Here is an 18,009-nt window from a genome sequence, read left to right as displayed (position 1 = left end):
AGCAACTCAGGGGAGGGCCTCGAGCGGGCGACCGCCCGGGGGAGGGTCGTCCCGACCGCGACCGGCGGGGCCCCGGGCGACGGGGGAGGAGCCGACGTGGTCGGAGGCGTCGTGCACGAGCGGTGACCACGCGGCGTACGGGTGCACGGGAGGACGCCAGGCACCACCGGCGGCCGGCTCGTCGCGCCACAGCGGCAACAGCCGCACCGGTCCGCCCCCGACGAGGTCGAGCGGGTCGAGGTAGGTCTCCCCGCGCCGCCACCCCCAGTGCAGACAGGCCCGGGGGAAGCAGTGGCTGGCCGCCAGGTCGAGGACCCCGAGGACGTCCCCGGCCGCCACCCGGGCGCCGACGGCGACGGAGGCGACGACGGGTTCGTACGTCGTCCGGGTGTCGCCGTGCGACACGGTCACCACCGGCTTGCCCGCGATGCTTCCGGCGAAGGCGACCTCCCCGGGGAGCGCCGACCGCACCGGCTGCCCGATCCGTCCGGCCAGGTCGACGCCGCGGTGCCCGGCTCCCCACGGGTCGTCCGGCGGGTCGAACGTCGCCACCACGTCGGGTCGCGGATCGAGCGGCCAGACCCCCACCGGGTCGGGGTCCTCGGCACCGGCCGAGGAGGCCGGCCAGGCCAGCACCACGAGCACGGCCAGCACCGCGGGCAGGGCGGAAGCCACCATGCGGCGCGCGTCCGGACGTGGAGCGAGGGAGGTCATCCGGACAGCGTCCGCGGCGGGCACGACGGGCGCGACAAAGGGGCGTCGTACTGTGGAGGAGCACCGGCCGCCGACACCCTGTGGACCGCTCCGGGACCGCGCCAGTCCTTCGATTGGCCCGCCGCCGGGGCGGTGGCCTACGATTCGCAGAGCAGCCCGGCACCACCAGATCGACCATGGGCTGACTTCGCACGCTCACAGACCGCGACGGGCTCTCTCCGTGGAGGCCGACCACCCGTGGGCGCGAGTCCCTGAGTTCCGCACCTGCACCACGAGGGCGGATGGGATCGCGCGCGAGCGTCAGGGCAACCGACACCCGTCGGGTGCAGCAACTGAAACCAACCGGAGCACGCTCCCGGTCCGGCCTGCCAGAAGGCCGGGCACAACGCGAGCGCCTCCATCACACAGGAGATACACATGGCAGTCGTCACCATGCGCCAGCTGCTCGAGAGCGGCGTCCACTTCGGTCACCAGACCCGTCGTTGGAACCCCAAGATGAAGCGCTTCATCATGACCGAGCGCAACGGCATCTACATCATCGACCTGCAGCAGTCGCTGGCCTACATCGACCGGTCCTACGCCTTCGTCAAGGAGACCGTCGCCAAGGGCGGTGTCGTGATGTTCGTGGGCACCAAGAAGCAGGCCCAGGAGGCCATCGCCGAGCAGGCGACGCGCGTCGGGATGCCCTACGTCAACCAGCGCTGGCTCGGTGGCATGCTCACCAACTTCCAGACGGTGCACCAGCGGATCAACCGCCTCAAGGAGCTCGACGAGATCGACTTCGACGACGTCGCGGGCTCCAACCGCACCAAGAAGGAACTGCTTCAGATGAAGCGCGAGCGTGACAAGCTCGACAGGACCCTCGGCGGCATCCGCGACATGTCGAAGGTCCCCTCCGCGGTGTGGATCGTCGACACCAACAAGGAGCACCTCGCCGTCGAGGAGGCCCGCAAGCTGCACATCCCGATCATCGGCATCCTGGACTCCAACTGCGACCCCGACCTCGTCGACTTCCCGATCCCGGGCAACGACGACGCCATCCGCGCCGTCGGCCTGCTGACCCGCGTGGTCGCCGACGCCGTGGCCGAGGGCCTCATGTCCCGCTCGGGCGCCAAGACCGCCGACGCCACGGCCGCCGAGCCGCTGGCCGAGTGGGAGCGCGAGCTCCTCGCCGGTGACGCCGAGAAGGCGGCCGTCGAGGCCACCGGCGGCGACGCCAAGACCGACGACACCCCGGCCGCCGAGGCCACCGGTGCCGCGTCCGAGGCCCCCGCCGCCGAGGCTGCGACCGAGGCCCCCGCCGCGGACGCCGAGACCAAGACCGAGGCCAAGGCCGACGAGAAGGTCGAGACCGAGGCCAAGGCCGACGAGAAGGTCGAGACCGAGGTCAAGGCTGACGAGAAGGCCGACGAGAAGACCGACGCCCCCTACGGCGCCGACTCCGCCGCCGCGCTCGAGGACGGCTCGGCCCCCGAGGGCTTCGAGATCAAGGGCAACGAGAACTCCAAGAAGTTCCACGCCCCGACCAGCCCCTGGTTCGACCGCACCAACGCCGACGTGTGGTTCCGCACCGCCGACGCCGCCGAGGCCGCGGGCTTCGTCAACGCCGAGACCAAGGACTGACCTCCTCCCGGCTCCCACCCACCTTTCTACTTCGAGGAAGAAGGAACATGGCGAACATCTCCGCCGCTGACGTCAAGAAGCTCCGCGAGCTCACCGGCGCCGGCATGATGGACTGCAAGAAGGCCCTCACCGAGGCCGACGGCGACTTCGACAAGGCCTCCGAGCTCATCCGCATCAAGCTGGGCAAGAAGATGGCCGAGCGCGGCGCCGAGCGCGAGGCCTCGGCCGGCCTGGTCGCCCGCTCCGGCGGCGCCCTCGTCGAGCTCAAGTGCGAGACCGACTTCGTGGCCAAGGGTGACGACTTCGTGTCCGCCGCGCAGCAGATCGCCGACGCGGCGGCCGAGGCCAAGGCCGGCGACACCGAGGCCCTCAAGGCCGTCCAGCTCGGTGACAAGACCGTCGGCGAGGTCGTCGACGGCCTGGCCATGACGATCGGCGAGAAGATCGAGCTCGGTCGCGTCGCGTACTTCGAGGGCGAGACCGTCGCCTACATGCACAAGCGGTCCGCCGACCTGCCGCCCGCCATCGGCGTGCTGGTGGAGTACGACGGCAACGAGGCCGGCGCCGACGGTGCCGCCAAGCAGATCGCCGCGATGCGCCCGACGTACCTCTCCCGTGACGAGGTCCCCGCGGACGTCGTCGCCAAGGAGCGCGAGATCGCCGAGGCCACCTCCCGCGAGGAGGGCAAGCCGGAGGCTGCCATCGCCAAGATCACCGAGGGTCGCCTCAACGGCTTCTACAAGGAGGTCGCCCTCCTCGACCAGCCGTCGGTGACCGAGAACAAGAAGTCGGTCAAGGCCGTCCTCGACGCGGCCGGCACCACCGTGAAGCGCTTCGTGCGCTTCGAGGTCGGCGCCTGACCCGCTGACACAGCACCGCCACGGCGACATCGCCGAGGCACCCCGACGGGGCCGGTACGACGAGAGTCGTGCCGGCCCCGTCGTCGTACACCCGCAGGGGGACCACCGCGTTCGCCGGGAGGGGTGACCCACCGGTAGGTTTGCCCCGACCCACCAGTCGTCGAAGGGAACACCTGTGGCCGCCTACAACCGAGTCCTGCTCAAGCTGTCGGGAGAGGTGTTCGGCGGAGGCCAGGTCGGGCTCGACCTCGACGTGATCAGCGCCATCGCCAAGGAGATCGCCGACGTGGCCCGCGACGGCGTCCAGGTCGCGATCGTGGTCGGCGGCGGCAACTTCTTCCGGGGTGCCGAGCTGCAGCAGCGCGGGATGGAGCGGGCGCGTGCCGACTACATGGGCATGCTCGGCACGGTGATGAACTGCCTGGCGCTGCAGGACCTGATCGAGCAGCAGGGCGTGGAGACGCGCGTGCAGACCGCCATCGCGATGGGGCAGGTCGCGGAGCCCTACATCCCGCGGCGCGCCATCCGGCACATGGAGAAGGGCCGCGTCGTCATCTTCGGCGCCGGTGCCGGCATGCCGTTCTTCTCCACCGACACGGTCGCCGCGCAGCGGGCGCTGGAGACCCGTTGCGAGGTCATCCTGATGGGCAAGCAGGGCGTCGACGGGGTCTACGACTCCGACCCCAAGACCAACCCGGACGCCGTCAAGTTCGACGACCTGAGCTACGACGAGTACCTCGCCCGCAACCTCAAGGTCGCCGATGCGACGGCCATCAGCCTCGCCCGCGACAACAACATGTCGATGGTGTTCTTCAACCTCTCGACCCCCGGCACGATCGCCCGGTCCGTCCAGGGTGAGAAGATTGGCACGCTCGTGAGCCGCGACGGCTGAGCGGGCACGAGACCCCCACACGATCCCAGTCCCAGAAGCACGCCGACGCACGAGACAACCCGGTAGGAGCAAGCACGTGATCAACGATGTCCTCAACGAGGCCGACCAGAAGATGGCCAAGTCGGTCGAGGCGACCCGCGAGGAGTTCGCCGCGATCCGTGCCGGCCGCGCCCACCCGAGCATGTTCAACAAGATCGTGGTCGACTACTACGGCACGCCGACGCCCATCCAGCAGCTCGCGTCCTTCACCTCGCAGGACGCGCGGACGATCCTGATCTCCCCCTACGACATCGGCGTGATGGGCAACCTGGAGCGGGCCATCCGCGACTCCGACCTGGGCGTCAACCCGGCCAACGACGGCAAGGTGCTGCGCTGCGGCTTCCCCGAGCTGACCGAGGAGCGCCGCAAGGAGTACATCAAGCTCGCGCGCGCCAAGGCCGAGGACGGCCGGGTCGCGGTCCGCAACCTGCGCCGCACGGCCAAGCAGGGCATGGAGCGGCTCGAGAAGGACGGCGAGGTCGGCAAGGACGACGTCACAGGCGGCGAGAAGAAGCTCGACGTCACCACCAAGAAGCACACCGACGCGATCGACGAGATGCTCAAGAACAAGGAAGCCGAGCTTCTCGAGGTCTGATGGCGTCCCCGACCATGCCCGCCCCGACGGCACCCCAGAAGGACCACGGCCGCGCCGGTCGCAACCTCCCGGCCGCGATCGGCTCTGCCGTGGTGCTCCTCGGCGCCATCGCCGCGTCCCTCGCGGTGTGGAAGACCGCCTTCATGGTGATCGTCGCGGCGGCCGTCGTGGTGGCCGTGTGGGAGCTCCGCAAGGGGATGCTCGCCAAGGACATCGACCTGCCCGAGCAGCCGCTGATGGTGGGCGGCGTGGTCATGGTCGTCGTCGCCTACTTCTGGGGCGCGCCGGCGCTGGTGACCGCGACCGCGGTCACCGGCCTGGTGATCATGCTGTGGCTCCTGCGGCGCGGCATCGACGGCTACGTCAAGAACGCCACCGCCTCCATCTTCACCCTCGTCTACGTGCCGTTCCTCGGCTCCTTCGTGGCGCTGATGCTGGCCGAGGGCGGGGCCACCGGCTTCGAGCGCTTCGACGAGGGCGTCAAGGGGATCATCACCTTCATCGTGGTCACCATCGCCTCCGACATCGGCGGCTACATAGCCGGCGTGCTCTTCGGCAAGCACCCGATGGCCCCGGTCATCTCGCCCAAGAAGTCGTGGGAGGGCTTCGTCGGCTCGCTGGTCTTCTGCGTCGCGGCCGGCGTCGCCCTGGTGGTCTACCTCCTCGAGGGCGACTGGTGGGTGGGCGTGGTCCTCGGTCTGATCGCCGCGGTGATGGCGACCCTGGGCGACCTGTGCGAGTCGGTCATCAAGCGCGACCTGGGCATCAAGGACATGAGCCAGGTCATCCCCGGCCACGGCGGCCTCATGGACCGGCTCGACTCGCTGCTGGCCACCATCGCGCCGATCTGGCTGCTCCTGCACTACCTCGTCTTCACCTGATGCGCCTGTGACACGGTTGCGTCCATGACCTTGTTCCTCGTCCGGCACGGCCGCTCCCTCGTCGACCCCGACCGGCCGGCCAGCGAGTGGGATCTCGACCCGGCGGGCTTCGACGCCGTCTGGGAGCTGCGCGGGTCCGGCCGCCTGCCGGCCCGGGCGGCGTGGTTCTGCTCGCCCGAGCCCAAGGCCCAGCAGACCGCCCAGCTGCTCACCGACGGCGACGTCGGCATCGTCGACGAGCTCCGCGAGCACGAGCGCGCGGCCGGTCTGCTCGACGACTTCCCCGACCGGGTCCGGGCCGCCTTCGCCGAGCCGGCGGAGCCCGCAGCACCGGGTTGGGAGCCCCTCGCCGCCACCCGCGAGCGGCTGCTGCCCGCCGTACGCCGGATCCTCGACGTGCACGGTGACGACGACGTCGTGATGGTGGGCCACGGCACCGCGTGGACCCTGCTCGTCGCCGCGCTGACCGGCCGCGAGCCGGACCTGGTGAGGTGGGCGTCACTCGGCATGCCCGACGTGATCGAGGTCCCCGCCGCCCTACGATGAGGCCATGAGCACGCCGGAGACGACCGAGACCCAGCAACGGGTCGAGCCGACCGCCGAGCCCAGCTGGTGGCACCAGAGCCACCCCACCTTCGCGGGCATCACGGGCTTCTTCGCCGGCATGCTCTTCGTGACCGCCCTGCCCGGGGGCTTCGCCGGCGTGCTGCGGCTGTTCTTCCCCTACGAGCGTGCCCAGGACCTGTTCCCGCTGGTCCTGATCGCCCTCGTGCTCCCCATCGTGCTGCTCGCCAAGCGCAAGACCCGGCGGTTCGGTGTCTTCATGGTGATCGGGATGGTCGTCACCGCCCTGGTGGTGCTCGGGGTGGCCTCCCTGGTCCTCTACTTCATGGTCCAGTACGACGTGAGCTGAGTGCTCGTCCCGCCGGTTCGCCGCGAGCGGGGGAGCGGTGGGAGGATCGTGGCCTGATGTCTGCTCCCGAGACCGAACCCATCAAGACCCTGCCCCTCGTCTTCAACGAGCCCAAGGGCCGCAAGAAGCCGCCGCGCCACCTCGCCGACCTCGACGAGGCGGGCCGCAAGGACCTGCTCACCGAGATGGGCCTCCCGGGCTTCCGCGCCAAGCAGCTGTCGACGCACTACTTCGGCCGCCTCGTCGACGACCCCGCCGAGATGACCGACCTCCCGGCCGGCCAGCGCGACGAGCTCGTGTCCGCGCTGCTGCCGCACCTGATGACGCCGCTGCGCACCCAGGAGGCCGACAAGGGCACCACCCGCAAGACGCTGTGGAAGCTCTTCGACGGTGCGCTCGTCGAGTCGGTGCTGATGCGCTACCCCGACCGGGCCACGGTCTGCGTCTCCAGCCAGGCCGGCTGCGGGATGGCCTGCCCGTTCTGCGCGACCGGACAGGGCGGTCTCCAGCGCAACATGTCCACCGCCGAGATCGTCGAGCAGGTCGTCGCCGGGGCCCGGTCGATGGCCCGCGGCGAGGTGCCCGGCGGTCCGGGTCGCGTCTCCAACGTCGTCTTCATGGGGATGGGGGAGCCGCTGGCCAACTACAAGGCCGTCATCGGCGCCGTACGCCGTCTCACCGACCCCTCGCCGGCCGGGCTCGGCATGAGCGCCCGCGGCGTCACCGTCTCCACCGTCGGCCTGGTGCCCCGGATCAAGCAGCTCACCGAGGAGGGCATCCCGGTCACCCTCGCGCTGAGCCTGCACGCCCCCGACGACGAGCTGCGCAACGAGCTGGTGCCGATCAACACCCGCTTCTCGGTCGCCGAGACCGTGCAGGCGGCGTGGGACTACGCCCGCGTCACCAAGCGTCGCGTCTCCATCGAGTACGCCATGATGCGCGGCATCAACGACCAGGCCGAGCGTGCCGACCTGCTCGGCGACGTCCTCAACTCGTACGGCGACTGGGGCTGGGTGCACGTCAACCTGATCCCGCTCAACCCGACGCCGGGCTCGAAGTGGACGGCGAGCGACCCCAAGGACGAGCGCGAGTTCGTCCGCCGGCTCGAGGCCAAGGGGATCCCGACGACGGTCCGCGACACGCGCGGCCGCGAGATCGACGGAGCCTGCGGGCAGCTCGCCGCCGAAGCCTGAGCGCGCGGAGCGCCAGCGGAGCGGGCGAGGTGCGAGGTGGCAGTCAGCACCGCCGCCGAAGCCTGAGCGCGCGGAGCGCCAGCGGAGCGGGCGAGGTGCGAGGTGGCAGTCAGCACCGCCGCCGAAGCCTGAGCGCGTGCTGAACCCCGTGTGACCGGCGGGTGGACGGGCCGGGAGTCCGGTCGGCCAGTGTTCACGTGTCGTCCGCGTCGGCCTCCCGGTCCGTTGCGCGACCCGGCGCATCGTCCGGGGCATGGCCACCGTGCAGCTGCGCCGACGCCCCCGTGCCTCCGCCACCTCCAACGCGACGTTCGGTCGCTCCAACGTCACCCCGATCCAGCGGCTGCGGGCCGACTCCGGCCGCCTCCGGGTGCTGGTCGCGAGCGAGTCGTTCCTGCCGCAGGTCAACGGGGTCACCAACTCCGTACGCCGCGTGCTCGAGCACCTCGCCGCGCAGGGCCACGTCGCCGAGCTCGTGGCTCCCACCGGTCCGGAGACCTACGCCGGCTTCCCCGTCACGATCGCGAGGGGCGCGAGCCTGCCGTTCTACCGGGACTTCCGCATCGGCCTGGAGACGCGGCGCCGCCTGCGTGGGGTGATGCTCCGCTTCCAGCCCGACGTCGTCCACATCGCCTCACCCGCCACGCTGGGCTACCAGGCGGCCCGCGCCGCGCGTGAGCTCGGCATCCCGACGGTGGCGATCTACCAGACGGACCTGGTCGGCTTCGCCGAGCGCTACGGCATCGCCGGAGGCATGGCGGCGATGACCGCCCTGACCCGCCGCATCCACCTCGTGGTCGACCGCACGCTCGCCCCGTCCACGGCGTCCCTGGCCCAGCTCGAGGAGATGCGGCTGCCCGGCCTCGCCCGCTGGCCGCGGGGCGTCGACCTCGAGATGTTCTCGCCGTCCTTCCGCGACGAGGCGCTCCACCGCGAGCTGGCCCCGGACGGGCAGCTGCTCGTGGGGTACGTCGGTCGCCTCGCCCCGGAGAAGGAGCTCGAGCTGCTGACCCACGTGGACCGCCTCCCGGGCGTCCGGGTGGTCGTCGTCGGCGGCGGTCCCGACGAGCAGCGGCTGCGGGCGCTGCTGCCCGACGCGGCCTTCCTCGGCGTGCTCCACGGCGACGAGCTGGGCCGCGCCCACGCCACCCTCGACGTCTTCGTGCACACCGGGCGCCACGAGACCTACTGCCAGGCCGCCCAGGAGGCCCTCGCGTCGGGGGTCCCGGTCGTGGCGCCCCGCGCCGGCGGGCCGATCGACGTCGTGGACGACGGTTCCGCCGGCTTCCTCTACCGGCCCGGCGACGGCAACGAGCTGGCGTCGTACGTGCGCAGGCTCGTCGAGGACGACGACCTGCGCGCCCGCGTCTCCCGAGCGGCCGCGCGCAGCGTGCAGGGGCGCTCCTGGGACGCCGTGAACGAGCGACTGCTCGAGCACTACCGGGACGTGATCGGCATCCGCACCGCCGCCCGGCGCGCGGGCTGAGGGTGCGTCACTCGTACGACGCGACCAGCGCGGCCGCCTCGGCGACCGTGTCGACGAGGTGCACGTGGTCCTCCATCGCCCGGCCCCGGGCGAGGGACTGGAGCAGCGGCCAGGCCGGCAGCGTCTCCGTCCAGTGCTCCCGCCCCACGAGCACCATCGGGGCGATCGAGGTCTCGTCGGCGTAGTAGTTCTCGCAGGCGTCCTGGAAGACCTCCTGCACGGTCCCGCCGGCGCCGGGGAGGAAGACGATCCCGGCGGTGCACACCTCGAGCAGGACCGCCTCCCGGGTCGCGTTGCGGAAGTATTTGGCGATGGCGGTCGCGAACGCGTTGGGCGGCTCGTGCCCGTAGTGCCAGGTCGGGATCCCGAGGGACTCGACGGGGTCCTTGACGGAGGACACCACGGCGAAGGCGGCGTCCGCCCAGGCACCGATGTCGGGAGTGAAGGACGGCACCACCGCGAGCCTGTCCAGCGCCTCGTCGAGCGAGGACGAGTCGGCCGCAGAGAGCAGGGCCCCCAGGTTGGCGGCCTCCATGGCACCGGGCCCGCCGCCGGTGGCGACGGTGACCGAGCGACCGACCGCGTGCCCGAGCCGGGCGGCGTCGGCGTAGCCACCGGACCCGCGTGGGAGCGCGTGGCCGCCCATGACGCCGAGCGTCCGCCGACCGGCGATCCATGCGGTCAGGGCCTGGTCGATCGCGTGGTCGTGCAGGGCCTGCGCGAGCGCCGCGTCCTGGTCGGGACGGTGCTGGGACCAGGCGTAGGCCCGGGCGTCGAGCGAGGCCGCGTACCGGGGCGTGTCGTAGAGGTCGCGCGGGGAGTACAGCGCCGTGCGGTAGGTGTCGACCGGGCTGCCGGGCAGGTCAGGCAGGACCACCGCGCCCCGGCGGCGTACCTCGTCCTCGTCCCCGTCGGCGAACGTGCAGCCGAGGAAGAGCGTCGACGCCACCGAGCGCGACAGCAGCACGCTGCCACGCTCGGTGAGGTCCAGCCCCACCACCCGCCAGCCCTCCAGCGACCTTGCGCCCGCCGCGAGGCGGGCGTCGAGGTCGCGAAGGGTGGTGATGTCGACGATGCGTCCGTGGGTGTGCCTCACGGGCCACAGCCAACCAGAGGCACCCTCGGCTCAGAACGCGTGCGCCATCAGGTCCCCGAAGAGCTCCTGCTCGTCCACCTCGAGCCCACGCGCCCGGAACCACTGGCACATGTTGGCGCAGTCGCGGAGCAGGAAGTCCATCCCCTGCGGATTGCCCACCAGGTCGACGATCTGGGGGAGGTCGATGATGACGAGGCGGTCACCGGCCGCGAGGGTGTTGTACGGCGAGAGGTCGCCGTGCACGATCCCGGCCTGCGCCATCGTGCCCAGCGAGTCGCGCAGCTGCTCGTAGTAGGACTCGAGCAGGTCCCGGTCGGGGCGGACCTGGGCGAGGCGGGGCGCGGTCTCACCGTCATGGGTGATCCACTCCATCATGATCTCGGTCTCGTCGATCTGGACCGGGTAGGGGACCGGCACCCCGAGCTCCCAGAGGCGCCGCAGCGCCCCCCACTCGGAGACGGCCCACTCACCGGCCGCCACGATCCGGCCCCACGACGACTTGCGCTTGAGGGCGCGGTTGTCGCGGGACCGCTTCATGGAGCGCCCCTCGGTGTAGGCCGCGGCGCGGTGGAAGGTGCGGTGGTCGGTGTCGCGGTAGCGCTTGGCGGCCATCACGACAGCCTCGTCAGGGCGGTGCGGGTCGACGCGCTCGACGAGGAAGACGTCGGCCTCCTTGCCCGTCTTGAGGATGCCGAGCTCGGTGTCGATCGCACCGCTGGAGGTGACGACCCAGTCGGGGCGCGGCTCGGGGCCCTTCATCAGGGCCTCGAGGTCGTCCCAGGGGGACCAGCTCTGGCCGGGACCGAGGTCGTCGGCGTAGCTGCTGTAGTCGAAGACGAACCGTTCGTCGACGTCGACGAGGCGGTCGGTGGTGCTAGGGGTGAGGAACCCCTCGGGAAAGTCGTGCGTCATCTGTGCTCCGTGGGAGAGAGGATCGGTCTGGGGACAGGCCGAGGACAGTCATCGTCATGTCACGGCTCCTCTCGGGCTCCCTGCACAGCAGGTGGCGTCGGGCGACGCCTCGGGGACAACGGTGCCCGACGGGGATCACGCTGCGCAACGGGTTTTCCGGATCGGGCGGGTACCTTGCACGGGTGAACCGCTCCCTTCGTCGTACGTCGGCCGCGCTGCTCGCCACCGTCGTGGTCGCGCCCGTCCTCCTCACCCAGGCCGCCTCCGGCGAGGAGTCCGCGCCGGCCGGCAGCCCCGGCATCGGCGACGCCTACTGGCCGCTGGACGGCAACGGGGGCATCGACGTCGCGTCGTACCGCATCAAGAACCGCTACGACCTCGCCTCCCAGCGCCTCGAGGGCCGGACCGTCCTCGAGCTGACCGCGACCGCCGAGCTCGGCAGCTTCAACCTCGACTTCCTGCTGCCGACGACGAAGGTGACCGTCGACGGCCGGCGCGCCCGGCACTCCCGACCCGACAAGCACGAGCTGCGGATCACCCCCGCCTCGCCGTTGGCGGCGGGGTCCACGCACCGGGTCGTCGTCCACTACGCCGGCAACCCCGACGACAAGCGCTATGCCGGGGAGCGCAACTGGCTGGCCAACGACCGCGAGGTCGTCGCGATGAACCAGCCGCACATGGCGCCGTGGTGGTTCCCGGGCAACGACCACCCCAGCGACAAGGCGACCTTCGACATCTCCACCACCGTCGACCGCGGTCGTGAGGTGGTCGCCAACGGCACGCTGGTCAGCAAGACGAGGACCAAGCGCACCGTCACGTGGCGCTGGCGCGCCGAGGACCCGATGGCGACGTACCTCGCGTTCTTCGCCGCCGGCGACTTCGAGATCGAGCGCGGCACCACCGGCGGGCTGCCGTGGGTCAACGCCGTCTCGCGCCTCCAGGACGACCGGACCCGCGCCGGCTCGATGCGCGCCCTGCGGACCAGCGCGTCCGTGGTGAAGGGGCTCGAGAAGGACCTCGGGCCGTATCCCTTCGAGGTCACCGGCGGCATCAGCACCGGCCTCCCGGTCGGCTTCGCGCTGGAGAACCAGACCCGGCCGACCTACCCCACGCTCGGCGGGCCGGCGGAGAGCCTGATCGTGCACGAGCTGGCGCACCAGTGGTTCGGCGACGACGTGGCGATCGCGCGCTGGAGCGACATCTGGCTCAACGAGGGCGCTGCGACGTTCATGGAGTGGCGCTGGGTCGAGCGCAAGGGCAGCCGGTCCGCGGCCGACATCCTGCGCGGCTCCTACGACAACATCGCGGCGGACGACCCGTTCTGGGACCTGACCATCGGTGACCCGGGCAAGGACCGGATCTTCGACAACGCCGTCTACGAGCGCGGCGCGATGACCCTGCAGGCCCTGCGCCAGCGCATCGGGGAGGACGCCTTCTGGCTGCTGCTGCGCACCTGGCTCCAGCAGAAGGCCGGGGGCAACGCGACCACGCAGGACTTCGAGGCGCTGGCCGCCTCGGTCAGCGGGCAGGACCTCACGTCCTTCTTCACCGCCTGGCTGCGCACCCCGGGCAAGCCGGCCCGGACGGCCGACAACGGGCTGTCATGACCACCAGCACCACGATCGACTGGTTCCGCAAGCCGGTCGACTCACCGTCCGACGGCACGCTCAACGCCTGCTACAACGCCCTCGACCGGCACGTGATCCGCGGGCGCGCCGAGGACGTCGCGCTGACGCTCGACGCGCGCTCCTGGACGTACGCCGAGCTGCTCACGCACGTCGGAGCGTTCGCCGGGGTGCTGCGCGCCTTCGGCACCGGCGTGGGTGACACGGTCGCCCTCGGCCCGGTGCCTGCCTTCGAGGCAGCCGTGGTGACCCTGGCCGTGGCCCGGCTGGGTGCGGTCGTCGAGCACACCGACGACCTCGCACCGCACGTCGGCACCGCCCGGGTCCTCGTCGCCGGCACCGATCCGTCGCTGGACACCGGCGACGTCCCGGTCGTGACGGTGGACGACAGCACGGAGCTGTCCTGGGCCATGGTGATGCGGGCCGGGCGCACCGACCCGGCGGGCTGCGCCGACGTGCCCGGCGACGCCGTGCTCGCCCGGGTGGGCGACGCGGAGCTGACCGTCCTCGCCGCGCTCGGCGCCGAGGAGCCCCCTGCACCTGTGGGCACCTCCGTGCTGGTCGTCGGCGGACTCGCGCTCTGGTCGTTCGACGCGGAGGAGGCCCGATGACCCGGCGCGACGTCGTCGTCCTCGGGTCCACCGGCTCGGTCGGCACCCAGGCCCTCGACCTCGTCAGGGCCCACCCCGACCGCTTCCGCGTGGTCGGTCTCACCGCCGGCGGGTCCCAGCCGGACCTCTTCGAGCAGCAGGTCGCCGAGTTCGCCCCGGCGTACTCCGGGGTCGGCGAGCAGGCCTCCACCGAGGCCGCCGCGATGCCCTGCGACGTCGTCCTCAACGGCATCACCGGCGCCGTCGGGCTGCGCCCGACGCTCGCCGCCCTCGACGCCGGCACCACGCTGGCGTTGGCCAACAAGGAGTCGCTGATCGTCGGCGGCCCGCTGGTGCGCGACCGGGCCCGTCCCGGCCAGATCGTGCCCGTCGACTCCGAGCACAGTGCGATCGCCCAGAGCCTGCGGGCCGGCTCCGCCGAGGAGGTACGCCGCCTGGTGCTGACCGCGAGCGGCGGCCCGTTCCGCGGCCGGTCGCGCGAGCAGCTCGCCGTGGTGACGCCCGACCAGGCGCTGGCCCACCCCAACTTCGCGATGGGCAAGGTGATCACCACCAACTCCGCGACCCTGGTCAACAAGGGGCTCGAGGTGATCGAGGCGCACCTCCTCTTCGACGTCCCGTTCGAGCGGATCGACGTGGTGGTGCACCCGCAGCAGCTGATCCACTCGATGGTGGAGTTCGTCGACGGCGCCGTCGTCGCCCAGCTCGGCCTGCCCACCATGTTGGTCCCGATCGCCATGGGGATGGGCTGGCCCGACCGGGTCCCCGACGCCGAGACGCCGATCGACTGGACGAAGGCCGCCGACTGGCGCTTCGAGCCCCTCGACGACGACGTCTTCCCCGCGGTCCGCCTGGCCCGCGAGGCGGGGGAGCGGGGCTCCACCGCGCCGGCCGTCTACAACGCGGCCAACGAGGTGTGCGTCGAGGCGTTCCACGCCGGCCGGATCGGGTTCACCGACATCGTCGACACAGTTGCCCGCGTGGTTGCCCACCACGACGTACCCTCGAAGGAGCACCTCGTCGTCGACGACGTCCTCGCGGCCGATGCCTGGGCCCGCGTGGAGGCTGCCCGCACCATCTCGAACCGCAACGGAGAATCGTGACCGCGCTCTTCTACACCCTCGGCGTGCTGATCTTCGTGGTGGCGATCCTCGCGTCGATCGGCCTCCACGAGTTCGGCCACCTGATCCCGGCCAAGAGGTTCGGCGGGAAGGTCACCCAGTGGTTCGTGGGCTTCGGCCCGACGGTCTTCAGCCGCAGGATCGGTGAGACCGAGTACGGCGTCAAGGCGATCCCGCTCGGCGGCTACGTCAAGATCGTCGGCATGCTCCCGCCGGGCAAGGGCGAGGAGACCGTGGTCGACGAGAACGGCGAGACCCGCGTCCGGCAGTCCAACACCGGCATGTTCACCCAGCTCATCTCCGACGCCCGCGCGGCGGAGTGGGAGCACGTCAAGCCCGAGGACTCCGACCGGCTGTTCTACAAGTTCAAGTCGTGGCAGAAGGTCGTCGTGATGGCCGGCGGCCCGATGGTCAACATCGCGATCGCCTTCTTCCTCTTCTGGGGTGTCTTCGCCACCGTCGGCCAGGTCGTCGACGCGAAGGTCGAGCCGGTCGTCGCCGAGGTGGTGCCGTGCATCGTCCCGGCGGACCAGGACGGTCGGGCCTGCACCGCGGAGGAGCTGCGCGACAACCCCAGCCCCGCCGCCGCGGCCGGGCTCGAGCCCGGTGACGAGTTCATCAGCTTCAACGGCACCCCGGTCACCGGGTGGGAGCAGGTCCAGCAGGCCATCCGCGACAACGGCGCCGGCACCGCCACCATCGTGGTCGAGCGTGACGGCGAGCAGGTCGAGCTCCAGGCCACGACGCAGGTCGAGCCCCGCCCGATCGACGCCTCCTCGCCCGAGGAGCTCACCCCGGTCGGCTTCCTCGGCGTGATGCCGGTGGCGACGCCGATCTACGAGACCGGCGGCCCGGTCTACACGCTCCAGCAGATGGGCCGCATGGCCGTCGACACCTTCCAGGCCCTCGCCCAGCTGCCGGCCAAGGTGTGGGACGTCGCGCAGGCGATCGTCGGCCTCGAGCCCCGCGACCCCAACGGCCCCGTGAGCGTGGTCGGTGGCGGCCGCCTCGCCGGGGAGGTCGCCTCGCACGAGACCTTCCCGATGCAGGACAAGATCGTCTCCCTGGTGATGCTCATCGCCGGCTTCAACTTCTTCATCGGCATGTTCAATTTCCTGCCGCTGCTCCCGCTCGACGGCGGCCACATCGCCGGTGCGATGTGGGAGGCGCTGCGGCGCGGGTTCGCACGCCTGCGTGGTCGGCCCGACCCCGGCTACGTCGACGTGGCCCGGTTGCTGCCGGTCGCGTACGTCGTGGGCGCGGCCATGCTGGTCATGGGCGTCGTCCTCATCGTCGGCGACCTCGTGGTGCCGCTCCACCTGCAGGTCTGAGCGGCACCGCTCCCCACGTAGGCTGGGGCCCATGACCTCCGTCGGCCTCGGCATGCCCGCTCTTCCTCCTCCGGTCCTGAGCCCGAGGCGCCCCACCCGCCAGATCAAGGTCGGCTCGGTCGGCGTCGGCAGCGACAGCCCGATCTCGGTGCAGTCGATGACCACGACGCTCACCTCCGACGTCAACAGCACGCTCCAGCAGATCGCCGAGCTCACCGCGACCGGCTGCGACATCGTGCGGGTGGCCTGCCCCAGCCAGGACGACGCCGACGCGCTCGCCGAGATCGCCCAGCACTCGCAGATCCCGGTCATCGCCGACATCCACTTCCAGCCCAAGTACGTCTTCGCCGCCATCGACGCCGGCTGTGCCGCCGTACGCGTCAACCCGGGCAACATCCGCAAGTTCGACGACCAGGTCAAGGAGATCGCGAAGGCCGCCCAGGACCGCGGCACCTCGATCCGGATCGGCGTCAACGCCGGCTCCCTCGACAAGCGGATCATGGACAAGTACGGCAAGGCGACGCCCGAGGCGCTCGTGGAGTCGGCCGTGTGGGAGGCGTCGCTCTTCGAGGAGCACGGCTTCCGCGACTTCAAGATCTCGGTCAAGCACAACGACCCCGTCGTGATGGTGCGTGCCTACGAGCTGCTCGCCGAGGCCGGCGACTGGCCGCTGCACCTCGGCGTGACCGAGGCCGGCCCCGCCTTCCAGGGCACCATCAAGTCCAGCGTGGCGTTCGGCCACCTGCTCAGCCAGGGCATCGGCGACACCATCCGGGTCTCGCTGAGCGCCCCGCCGGTCGAGGAGGTCAAGGTCGGCCTCCAGATCCTGGAGTCGCTCAACCTCAAGCCGCGTCGCCTCGAGATCGTCTCCTGCCCCAGCTGCGGCCGGGCCCAGGTCGACGTCTACAAGCTGGCCGAGGAGGTCACCGCCGGGCTCGAGGGCATGGAGGTGCCGTTGCGCGTCGCGGTCATGGGTTGCGTCGTCAACGGCCCTGGCGAGGCCCGCGAGGCCGACCTCGGTGTCGCCTCCGGCAACGGCAAGGGTCAGATCTTCGTCAAGGGCGAGGTCATCAAGACCGTCCCCGAGTCGCAGATCGTGGAGACCCTCATCGAGGAGGCCATGCGGATCGCCGAGGGCATGGAGCCCGTGGAGGGCGCCGAGGCCAGCGTCAGCGTCAGCTGATGCGGCGTACCGTCAGCAGCCGGCTCGACCTCACCGTCACGGAGCCGGCCGACCTGGTGTTCTCCGTCGCGGTCGCCGCCGACCTCGGCCCGACCGAGGAGACGCTCGCCGTGACGGTCGACGGTGAGCCCGTCGAGACCACCGAGATCGTCGACGGCACCACCCGCCTCCACCGCATCGCGTCCGCCCCCGTCGGGCGTCTCACGCTCGCGTACGACGCCGTCGTGCCGGAGGGCGAGCCGACCGGCCCGGTCACCGACCTCGAGGCGATCGTCTTCACCCGGCCGAGCCGCTACTGCGACTCCGACCGGCTCTCGGCCGTGGCCCACGCGCACTTCGGCGACCTCGCCGGGGAGGAGCTCGTGCAGGCCGTGGTGTCGTGGGCGCTCACCCACATCACCTACGCCCCGGGCGCCAGCGGCCCGGTCGACGGCGCACTGGAGACCTACCTCAGCCGCCTCGGCGTGTGCCGGGACACCTCGCAGCTGGTGATCACGTTCCTGCGGGCCCTCGGCGTGCCCGCCCGGCTCGTCAGCGTCTACGCCCCCGGCCTGGTGCCGATGGACTTCCACGCGGTCACCGAGGTCGCCCTGGACGGGCGCTGGTACGTCGTCGACGGCACCGGCCTCGCGCCCCGCTCCTCGCTGGTGCGCATCGCCACCGGCCGCGACGCCGCCGACACGGCGTTCCTCACGGTCAACTCCGGTCGCGCCTCGATGGGCCCGATGACCGTCACCGCCACCGCGGACCCCGGGCTGCCGGCCGACGACGGCCTCGCGCTCACCCGCCTGCGCTGACAATCTCGGGGTAGTCCGTGACGAACGGACCCCGGATCTCGAGGCGGAATCTAGGCAGTCACGCAACACCGTCTTCGTGTGTGTCTTTGGACAGTAGTTGGTCCAGGACTTCGGCCGGGGTCTGGAAGCCGTGGCGT

General features: G+C 71.4%; 18 protein-coding genes. 15 read left to right on the top strand and 3 right to left on the bottom strand.

Annotated features, from left to right (window positions below):
• Positions 1-6: 6 nt before the first annotated feature.
• A complete protein-coding gene (locus DAE25_RS18340) occupies positions 7-714 on the bottom strand; it encodes a M23 family metallopeptidase (protein ID WP_107767594.1) in 708 nt (235 codons plus the stop codon).
• Positions 715-1,131: 417 nt separating this feature from the next.
• Between DAE25_RS18340 and rpsB the strand changes: the two genes are divergently transcribed.
• The 9 genes from rpsB to DAE25_RS18295 all read left to right on the top strand — a co-directional run bounded on the left by rpsB (position 1,132) and on the right by DAE25_RS18295 (position 9,196).
• Positions 1,132-2,337 (top strand): 30S ribosomal protein S2, sunset domain variant, encoded by a 1,206-nt coding sequence (gene rpsB / locus DAE25_RS18335; RefSeq protein ID WP_107767593.1) that lies wholly within the window; start codon positions 1,132-1,134, stop codon positions 2,335-2,337.
• A 47-nt stretch (positions 2,338-2,384) separates the two neighbouring features.
• Complete coding sequence (gene tsf / locus DAE25_RS18330) at positions 2,385-3,197, top strand: translation elongation factor Ts (protein ID WP_107767592.1); 813 nt, start codon at positions 2,385-2,387, stop codon at positions 3,195-3,197.
• Between the two features lie 175 nt (positions 3,198-3,372).
• A complete protein-coding gene (pyrH, locus tag DAE25_RS18325; protein ID WP_107767591.1) occupies positions 3,373-4,089 on the top strand; it encodes a UMP kinase in 717 nt (238 codons plus the stop codon).
• A gap of 79 nt (positions 4,090-4,168) precedes the next feature.
• Entirely contained in the window at positions 4,169-4,723 is a 555-nt protein-coding gene (gene frr, locus DAE25_RS18320; RefSeq protein WP_199907678.1) for a ribosome recycling factor, read from the top strand.
• Complete coding sequence (locus DAE25_RS18315) at positions 4,723-5,604, top strand: phosphatidate cytidylyltransferase (RefSeq protein ID WP_107767590.1); 882 nt, start codon at positions 4,723-4,725, stop codon at positions 5,602-5,604. The genes frr and DAE25_RS18315 overlap by 1 nt, the downstream gene beginning before the upstream one ends.
• 24 nt (positions 5,605-5,628) lie before the next feature.
• Positions 5,629-6,150, top strand: a complete 522-nt coding sequence (locus DAE25_RS18310; protein ID WP_107767589.1) for a histidine phosphatase family protein — start codon at positions 5,629-5,631, stop codon at positions 6,148-6,150.
• A gap of 4 nt (positions 6,151-6,154) precedes the next feature.
• Positions 6,155-6,517, top strand: coding sequence for a hypothetical protein (locus DAE25_RS18305; RefSeq protein WP_107767588.1), 363 nt, complete (start codon positions 6,155-6,157; stop codon positions 6,515-6,517).
• Between the two features lie 56 nt (positions 6,518-6,573).
• Positions 6,574-7,710, top strand: a complete 1,137-nt coding sequence (gene rlmN / locus DAE25_RS18300; RefSeq protein WP_056885596.1) for a 23S rRNA (adenine(2503)-C(2))-methyltransferase RlmN — start codon at positions 6,574-6,576, stop codon at positions 7,708-7,710.
• A gap of 253 nt (positions 7,711-7,963) precedes the next feature.
• Positions 7,964-9,196: a glycosyltransferase family 4 protein gene (locus DAE25_RS18295; RefSeq protein ID WP_107767587.1), complete on the top strand. Its 1,233-nt coding sequence runs from the start codon at positions 7,964-7,966 to the stop codon at positions 9,194-9,196.
• 7 nt (positions 9,197-9,203) lie between these two features.
• Here DAE25_RS18295 and DAE25_RS18290 read toward each other — a convergent pair whose 3' ends face one another.
• Both DAE25_RS18290 and DAE25_RS18285 read right to left on the bottom strand, forming a co-directional pair.
• Complete coding sequence (locus DAE25_RS18290) at positions 9,204-10,292, bottom strand: LOG family protein (protein WP_107767586.1); 1,089 nt, start codon at positions 10,290-10,292, stop codon at positions 9,204-9,206.
• A 30-nt stretch (positions 10,293-10,322) separates the two neighbouring features.
• The gene (locus tag DAE25_RS18285; protein WP_107767585.1) at positions 10,323-11,204 is read right to left on the bottom strand and encodes a serine protein kinase RIO; all 882 of its coding nucleotides are present in this window, start codon (positions 11,202-11,204) and stop codon (positions 10,323-10,325) included.
• Between the two features lie 182 nt (positions 11,205-11,386).
• On the opposite strand from DAE25_RS18285, the gene DAE25_RS18280 reads away from it, so the two are divergent.
• From DAE25_RS18280 to DAE25_RS18255, 6 genes are read left to right on the top strand one after another with little or no spacing between them, the layout of a single operon-like run.
• Positions 11,387-12,811: a M1 family metallopeptidase gene (locus DAE25_RS18280; protein WP_159083834.1), complete on the top strand. Its 1,425-nt coding sequence runs from the start codon at positions 11,387-11,389 to the stop codon at positions 12,809-12,811.
• A complete protein-coding gene (locus DAE25_RS18275) occupies positions 12,808-13,440 on the top strand; it encodes an AMP-binding protein (RefSeq protein WP_107767583.1) in 633 nt (210 codons plus the stop codon). The genes DAE25_RS18280 and DAE25_RS18275 overlap by 4 nt, the downstream gene beginning before the upstream one ends.
• Positions 13,437-14,543 (top strand): 1-deoxy-D-xylulose-5-phosphate reductoisomerase, encoded by a 1,107-nt coding sequence (gene dxr, locus DAE25_RS18270; protein ID WP_107767582.1) that lies wholly within the window; start codon positions 13,437-13,439, stop codon positions 14,541-14,543. The genes DAE25_RS18275 and dxr overlap by 4 nt, the downstream gene beginning before the upstream one ends.
• Entirely contained in the window at positions 14,540-15,892 is a 1,353-nt protein-coding gene (locus tag DAE25_RS18265) for a M50 family metallopeptidase (RefSeq protein WP_107767581.1), read from the top strand. The genes dxr and DAE25_RS18265 overlap by 4 nt, the downstream gene beginning before the upstream one ends.
• 31 nt (positions 15,893-15,923) lie before the next feature.
• Positions 15,924-17,075, top strand: a complete 1,152-nt coding sequence (gene ispG / locus DAE25_RS18260) for a flavodoxin-dependent (E)-4-hydroxy-3-methylbut-2-enyl-diphosphate synthase (protein WP_056885589.1) — start codon at positions 15,924-15,926, stop codon at positions 17,073-17,075.
• Positions 17,075-17,872, top strand: a complete 798-nt coding sequence (locus tag DAE25_RS18255; RefSeq protein WP_107767580.1) for a transglutaminase-like domain-containing protein — start codon at positions 17,075-17,077, stop codon at positions 17,870-17,872. Before ispG ends, DAE25_RS18255 begins: the two co-directional genes overlap by 1 nt.
• Positions 17,873-18,009 lie beyond the last annotated feature (137 nt).

Origin of the sequence: Nocardioides terrigena (assembly GCF_003047265.1) — a bacterium.
Lineage (GTDB): Bacteria > Actinomycetota > Actinomycetes > Propionibacteriales > Nocardioidaceae > Nocardioides > Nocardioides terrigena.
This window is presented reverse-complemented; position numbering and strand designations above follow the sequence as displayed.

What these genes read in the sequence shown, in the direction of transcription:
- rpsB (WP_107767593.1), top strand. Translation starts at nt 1,132, where the DNA reads ATGGCAGTCGTCACCATGCGCCAGCTGCTCGAGAGCGGCGTCCACTTC.
- DAE25_RS18310 (WP_107767589.1), top strand. Translation starts at nt 5,629, where the DNA reads ATGACCTTGTTCCTCGTCCGGCACGGCCGCTCCCTCGTCGACCCCGAC.
- tsf (WP_107767592.1), top strand. Translation starts at nt 2,385, where the DNA reads ATGGCGAACATCTCCGCCGCTGACGTCAAGAAGCTCCGCGAGCTCACC.
- dxr (WP_107767582.1), top strand. Translation starts at nt 13,437, where the DNA reads ATGACCCGGCGCGACGTCGTCGTCCTCGGGTCCACCGGCTCGGTCGGC.
- rlmN (WP_056885596.1), top strand. Translation starts at nt 6,574, where the DNA reads ATGTCTGCTCCCGAGACCGAACCCATCAAGACCCTGCCCCTCGTCTTC.
- DAE25_RS18275 (WP_107767583.1), top strand. Translation starts at nt 12,808, where the DNA reads ATGACCACCAGCACCACGATCGACTGGTTCCGCAAGCCGGTCGACTCA.
- DAE25_RS18305 (WP_107767588.1), top strand. Translation starts at nt 6,155, where the DNA reads ATGAGCACGCCGGAGACGACCGAGACCCAGCAACGGGTCGAGCCGACC.
- DAE25_RS18315 (WP_107767590.1), top strand. Translation starts at nt 4,723, where the DNA reads ATGGCGTCCCCGACCATGCCCGCCCCGACGGCACCCCAGAAGGACCAC.
- DAE25_RS18295 (WP_107767587.1), top strand. Translation starts at nt 7,964, where the DNA reads ATGGCCACCGTGCAGCTGCGCCGACGCCCCCGTGCCTCCGCCACCTCC.
- DAE25_RS18340 (WP_107767594.1), bottom strand. Translation starts at nt 714, where the DNA reads ATGACCTCCCTCGCTCCACGTCCGGACGCGCGCCGCATGGTGGCTTCC.
- DAE25_RS18255 (WP_107767580.1), top strand. Translation starts at nt 17,075, where the DNA reads ATGCGGCGTACCGTCAGCAGCCGGCTCGACCTCACCGTCACGGAGCCG.
- ispG (WP_056885589.1), top strand. Translation starts at nt 15,924, where the DNA reads ATGACCTCCGTCGGCCTCGGCATGCCCGCTCTTCCTCCTCCGGTCCTG.
- DAE25_RS18285 (WP_107767585.1), bottom strand. Translation starts at nt 11,204, where the DNA reads ATGACGCACGACTTTCCCGAGGGGTTCCTCACCCCTAGCACCACCGAC.